This is a genomic window from Blastococcus sp. MG754426 (genome assembly GCF_021699055.1).
Taxonomy (GTDB): domain Bacteria; phylum Actinomycetota; class Actinomycetes; order Mycobacteriales; family Geodermatophilaceae; genus Blastococcus.
The window spans coordinates 1-4061 of sequence record NZ_SSXC01000133.1 but is presented as its reverse complement, the minus strand read 5'-3'; the positions used below and the strand labels follow the sequence as shown (position 1 = coordinate 4061).

The window sequence follows — 4061 nt, the reverse complement described above, 5'->3', positions numbered from 1 at the left end:
CGGGAGATCAAGCGCTGCCTCAAGCGCTACATCGCCCGCGAGCTCTACCGACGCCTCGAATCACCACCCGCAGCGGCTTGACCCGGCATAGGAGCGTCCGGGCCGCAGGTAGGTTGACCTCGTGAAGGTGGACCATTTCGAGCAGCAGAAGCTCCTGGAGCTCGCGGCGGAGGACGTCGCGCTGACCCAGCTCGCCCACCGGCGCCGGACCCTGCCGGAGGCGGCGGCCGCGGAGGCCGCGGCGGAGACCGAGCGGACGCTCGCCGACGACGTCGTCCGGGCCGAGACCGAGGTGCGCGACCTGCAGCGCGAGGTCGCCCGCCTGGAGGCCGACGTCGAGACGGTCCGGCAGCGCGCGGCGCGCGACCAGCAGCGCCTGGACGCCGGCGGGGTCACCGCCCGGGAGACGACGAGCCTGCAGCTGGAGCTGGAGTCGCTGGCCCGGCGGCAGTCGACCCTGGAGGACCAGGAGCTCGAGCTGATGGAGCGGCTGGAGACCGCCGAGGCGACGCTGCGGGCGGCCCAGGAGGCGCGGGAGCAGGCGCGCGGCGAGCTGGAGCGTGCCCAGCAGCTGCGCGACGACGCGCTCGCCGACATCGCCGACGGCACCAGCCGGCACGAGAGCGCCCGCGCCGCGGTCGCCGGTGGCCTGCCCGCGCCGCTGCTGGCGCTGTACGACCGGGTGCGCGCGCAGACCGGCACGACCGGCGCGGCGATGCTCCGCGCCCGCCAGTGCCAGGGGTGCCGCATCGAGCTCAACGGCCGGGAGCTGGCGGCGGTCCGCAACGCCGACCCGCACGAGGTGGTCCGGTGCGAGAACTGCGGGCGGATCCTGGTCCGCACCGCCGAGAGCGGCCTGTGAGCCGCCGGTTCGTCGTGGAGGCCGACGGCGGTTCGCGGGGCAACCCGGGGCCGGCCGGCTACGGCGCCCTCGTGCGGGACGCGGACACCGGGCGGGTGCTGGCCGAGCGCGCCGCGTCGGTGGGCCGCGCGACCAACAACGTCGCCGAGTACGGCGGGCTGGTCGCCGGGCTGCAGGCGGCGCTGGACCTCGACGCCTCGGCCGAGGTCGAGGTGCGCATGGACTCCAAGCTGGTCGTCGAGCAGATGTCGGGGCGCTGGAAGATCAAGCACCCCGACATGCAGCAGCTGGCGTTGCAGGCCCGCGCGATCGCCCGGAAGCTGGGCGGCGTCCGCTACACGTGGGTGCCGCGCGCGCAGAACGGCGCCGCCGACGCCCTGGCCAACAGCGCGATGGACGGCCGGCCGGTGCACCGGGACGCCGCCGCGGAGCCCACCGTGAGCGAGGACGACGTCCAGCCGACCGCGGAGCCGGCGCCCGTCGTCACCACCGTCACGCACCTGCTGCGCCACGGGCAGACCGAGCACACCCCCGAGCGCCGGTTCAGCGGCCGCAACGAGCTGCCGCTGTCGCGGACCGGCCGGGCCGAGGCCGAGGCGGCGGGGGAGCGGGCCGCGCAGCTCGGCATCGACGTCGTCGTCGCCTCGCCGCTGCGCCGCACCCGGGAGACCGCCGAGATCGTGGCCGCGCGGCTGGGCCTCCCGGTCGAGTTCGACGACGACCTGGTCGAGCTGGACTTCGGCGACCTCGAGGGGCTCACCGCCGACGAGGCGCGGGCCCGGCACCCCCTGGGCGTGCGCCGGTTCATGGCCGACGTGACGGTGGCCGCTCCCGGTGGGGAGTCGATCGCCGACGTCGCCCGCCGGGTGGCCGCCGCGCGGCAGCGGGTCCTCAGCCGACACGCGGGGCGGACCGTCCTGGTCGTCAGCCACGTCACGCCGATCAAGCTGCTGCTCGCCGCCGGGCTCGGTGCGGGCGACGACGTCGTCCACCGGGTGTTCCTGGAGGCGGCGTCGCTGTGCACCGTGACCTGGTCCTCCGACGGGCGCTCGTCGGTGCGGCTGCTGAACGACACCGCGCACCTGCGCTGAGGTCCCGGGCGCCGGCGGGCCGGCGTTGCCGGGCGGCGGCCGGGTCAGATGCGGAGGAACAGGTAGACCGAGACGGCGAGCCCGAAGACGACGATGAACGCGCGCAGCGGCGTGACGGGGATGCGGGTGGCGATCCGGGCCCCGAGGAACCCGCCGACGAGACCGGCCGGGGCGGCCACGGCCACCGCCACCCAGTGCACGTCGCCGAAGAGGCCGAAGACGACGAGGGTGACCGTGGCGGTGACCGCGGAGAGCGCCGACTTCAGGGCGTTGGCCAGCTTGAGCCGCCCCAGCCCCAGGCCGAGGACGGCGACCAGGATCACGCCCAGCGCACCGCCGAAGTAGCCCCCGTAGATCGTCGCGGCGAGCAGGGCGAGGTAGAGCCACCAGGGGTTGTGCGTCCCGTCTCCACCGGGGCGGACGCCCAGCTTCCTCGTGAGGACCTGCTGCACGGCCAGCAGCAGGCTGGCCAGCAGCACCAGCACGGGGGCGACCACGTCGAACGCGGACGACGGCAGGACCAGCAGCAGGATGCTGCCGATCGTCCCGCCGACGACGGCGACCAGCGAGAACAGCAGCAGCCGCCGGAACTGCCCCCGGTACTCGCGGCGGAAGCCCACCACGCCGCCGAGGTAGCCGGGCCACTGGGCGACGGAGTTGGTCACGTTTGCCTCGACGGTGCCCAGCCCGAGCGCCACCAGCGTGGGGAAGAGGATCAACGACCCGCCACCGGCGACGGAGTTCACGCCCCCGGCGAGGAGGGCCACGCCGGCCACCACCAGCAGGTCGACGGCGCTCACGGCGGGTCACCCTACGGTGGTCGGGTGCGGAAGCCGGGGAGCGCGACGTGGCTGGCAGTCCTGCTGGGCGGGTCGGGGGTGCTGCACCTGGTGCGCCCGCGCACGTACGAGTGGCTGGTGCCGCCGGAGCTCGGGCAGGCGCGCGCCTGGGTGCTGGCCAGCGGGGCCGCCGAGATCGGCACCGCGGCCCTCCTCGCCGCCCCGCGCAGCCGGCGGGCCGGTGGCTGGGCGGCCGCGGCGCTGCTGGTGGCGTTCGTGCCCGCGCACCTGCACCACCTGCGGCTCGGGCGCGGGAGACCGCCGGTGCTGGCCGCGGCCGCGGTGCGGCTGCCCCTGCAGGTCCCGCTGGTGGCGGCAGCGTTCCGGGTGGCCCGCGGACGCTGACCCGGGGGCAGACTCGGCACATGCCGCCCACCCGCATGCCCGACGACTGGCAGCGCGCCCTCGTCGTGGCCGCCCACCCCGACGACATCGAGTACGGCCTCGCCGCCGCCGTCGCCACCTGGACGGCCGGGGGCAAGGAGGTGCACTACCTCCTGGCTACCCGCGGCGAGGCGGGGATGGCCGGCGTCCCACCGGCGGAGGCAGGGCCGATCCGCGAGCAGGAGGAGCGGCGGTCGGCGGCGGTCGTCGGGGTCACCGAGGTGGAGTTCCTCGACCACCGGGACGGCGTGCTGGTCGCCGGGCCCGAGCTGCGCCGCGATCTCGCCGCGGCCATCCGGCGGCACCGGCCCGAGCTCGTCGTCACCGGGTACTTCGGGCCGACGTGGACCCCGCCGGGGGTGTCACCGGCCTACCTCAACTCCGCCGACCACCAGGCCCTCGGGCAGTCGGTGCTGGACGCCGTCGCCGATGCGGGCAACGAGTGGATCTTCCCGGAGCTCACCGAGGAGCGGTGGTCCGGCGTCCAGTACATCGCGGTCGGCGAGCTGACCGACCCGCCGCACGAGGTGGACGTCAGCGACCAGGTCGAGACGGCGGTCGCGTCGCTGGCCGAGCACCGGCGCTACCTGGAACTCCTCTCGGACGACCCGGTCGACGTGCAGGCCCGGCAGATCGTCGACATGTCCACGTTGACCGAGGACGGCCGGCGACGCGTGGGCTTCCGGCTCTACTGGGGGTAGGCCTCGTCGCGTGCTCGGCCTGCATGCCGGCAACCGCGGGCCCCGCCCACCCGGTCAGCACGGCTCGGGTCGCGCTGACCGGGTGGGTCAGAAGGGTGGTGGGTCGTCGTCGGGGTCGGGTGTCCGGTCGGCCGGGTCCGGTGGTGGTTGGGGTGGTGTGGTGAGGACGCGGTAGCCCGGTGGG

At 75.6% G+C, this 4061-nt stretch carries 5 protein-coding genes; 4 read left to right on the top strand and 1 reads right to left on the bottom strand.

Annotated features, from left to right (window positions below; all coding sequences use genetic code 11):
* The first annotated feature begins 121 nt into the window (after positions 1-121).
* Together E9549_RS22425 and E9549_RS22420 are read left to right on the top strand one after the other, a co-directional pair.
* A complete protein-coding gene (locus E9549_RS22425; protein WP_236828808.1) occupies positions 122-862 on the top strand; it encodes a zinc ribbon domain-containing protein in 741 nt (246 codons plus the stop codon).
* Positions 859-1953 (top strand): bifunctional RNase H/acid phosphatase, encoded by a 1095-nt coding sequence (locus E9549_RS22420; protein ID WP_236828807.1) that lies wholly within the window; start codon positions 859-861, stop codon positions 1951-1953. Before E9549_RS22425 ends, E9549_RS22420 begins: the two co-directional genes overlap by 4 nt.
* A gap of 44 nt (positions 1954-1997) precedes the next feature.
* Here the strand turns inward: E9549_RS22420 and E9549_RS22415 are convergent, their stop codons facing one another.
* Positions 1998-2753: a sulfite exporter TauE/SafE family protein gene (locus E9549_RS22415; RefSeq protein ID WP_236828806.1), complete on the bottom strand. Its 756-nt coding sequence runs from the start codon at positions 2751-2753 to the stop codon at positions 1998-2000.
* A 24-nt stretch (positions 2754-2777) separates the two neighbouring features.
* Between E9549_RS22415 and E9549_RS22410 the strand changes: the two genes are divergently transcribed.
* Positions 2778-3137, top strand: a complete 360-nt coding sequence (locus tag E9549_RS22410) for a hypothetical protein (RefSeq protein WP_236828805.1) — start codon at positions 2778-2780, stop codon at positions 3135-3137.
* A 20-nt stretch (positions 3138-3157) separates the two neighbouring features.
* Complete coding sequence (locus tag E9549_RS22405; RefSeq protein ID WP_236828804.1) at positions 3158-3877, top strand: PIG-L deacetylase family protein; 720 nt, start codon at positions 3158-3160, stop codon at positions 3875-3877.
* Positions 3878-4061 lie beyond the last annotated feature (184 nt).

What these genes read in the sequence shown, in the direction of transcription:
- E9549_RS22405 (WP_236828804.1), top strand. Translation starts at nt 3,158, where the DNA reads ATGCCGCCCACCCGCATGCCCGACGACTGGCAGCGCGCCCTCGTCGTG.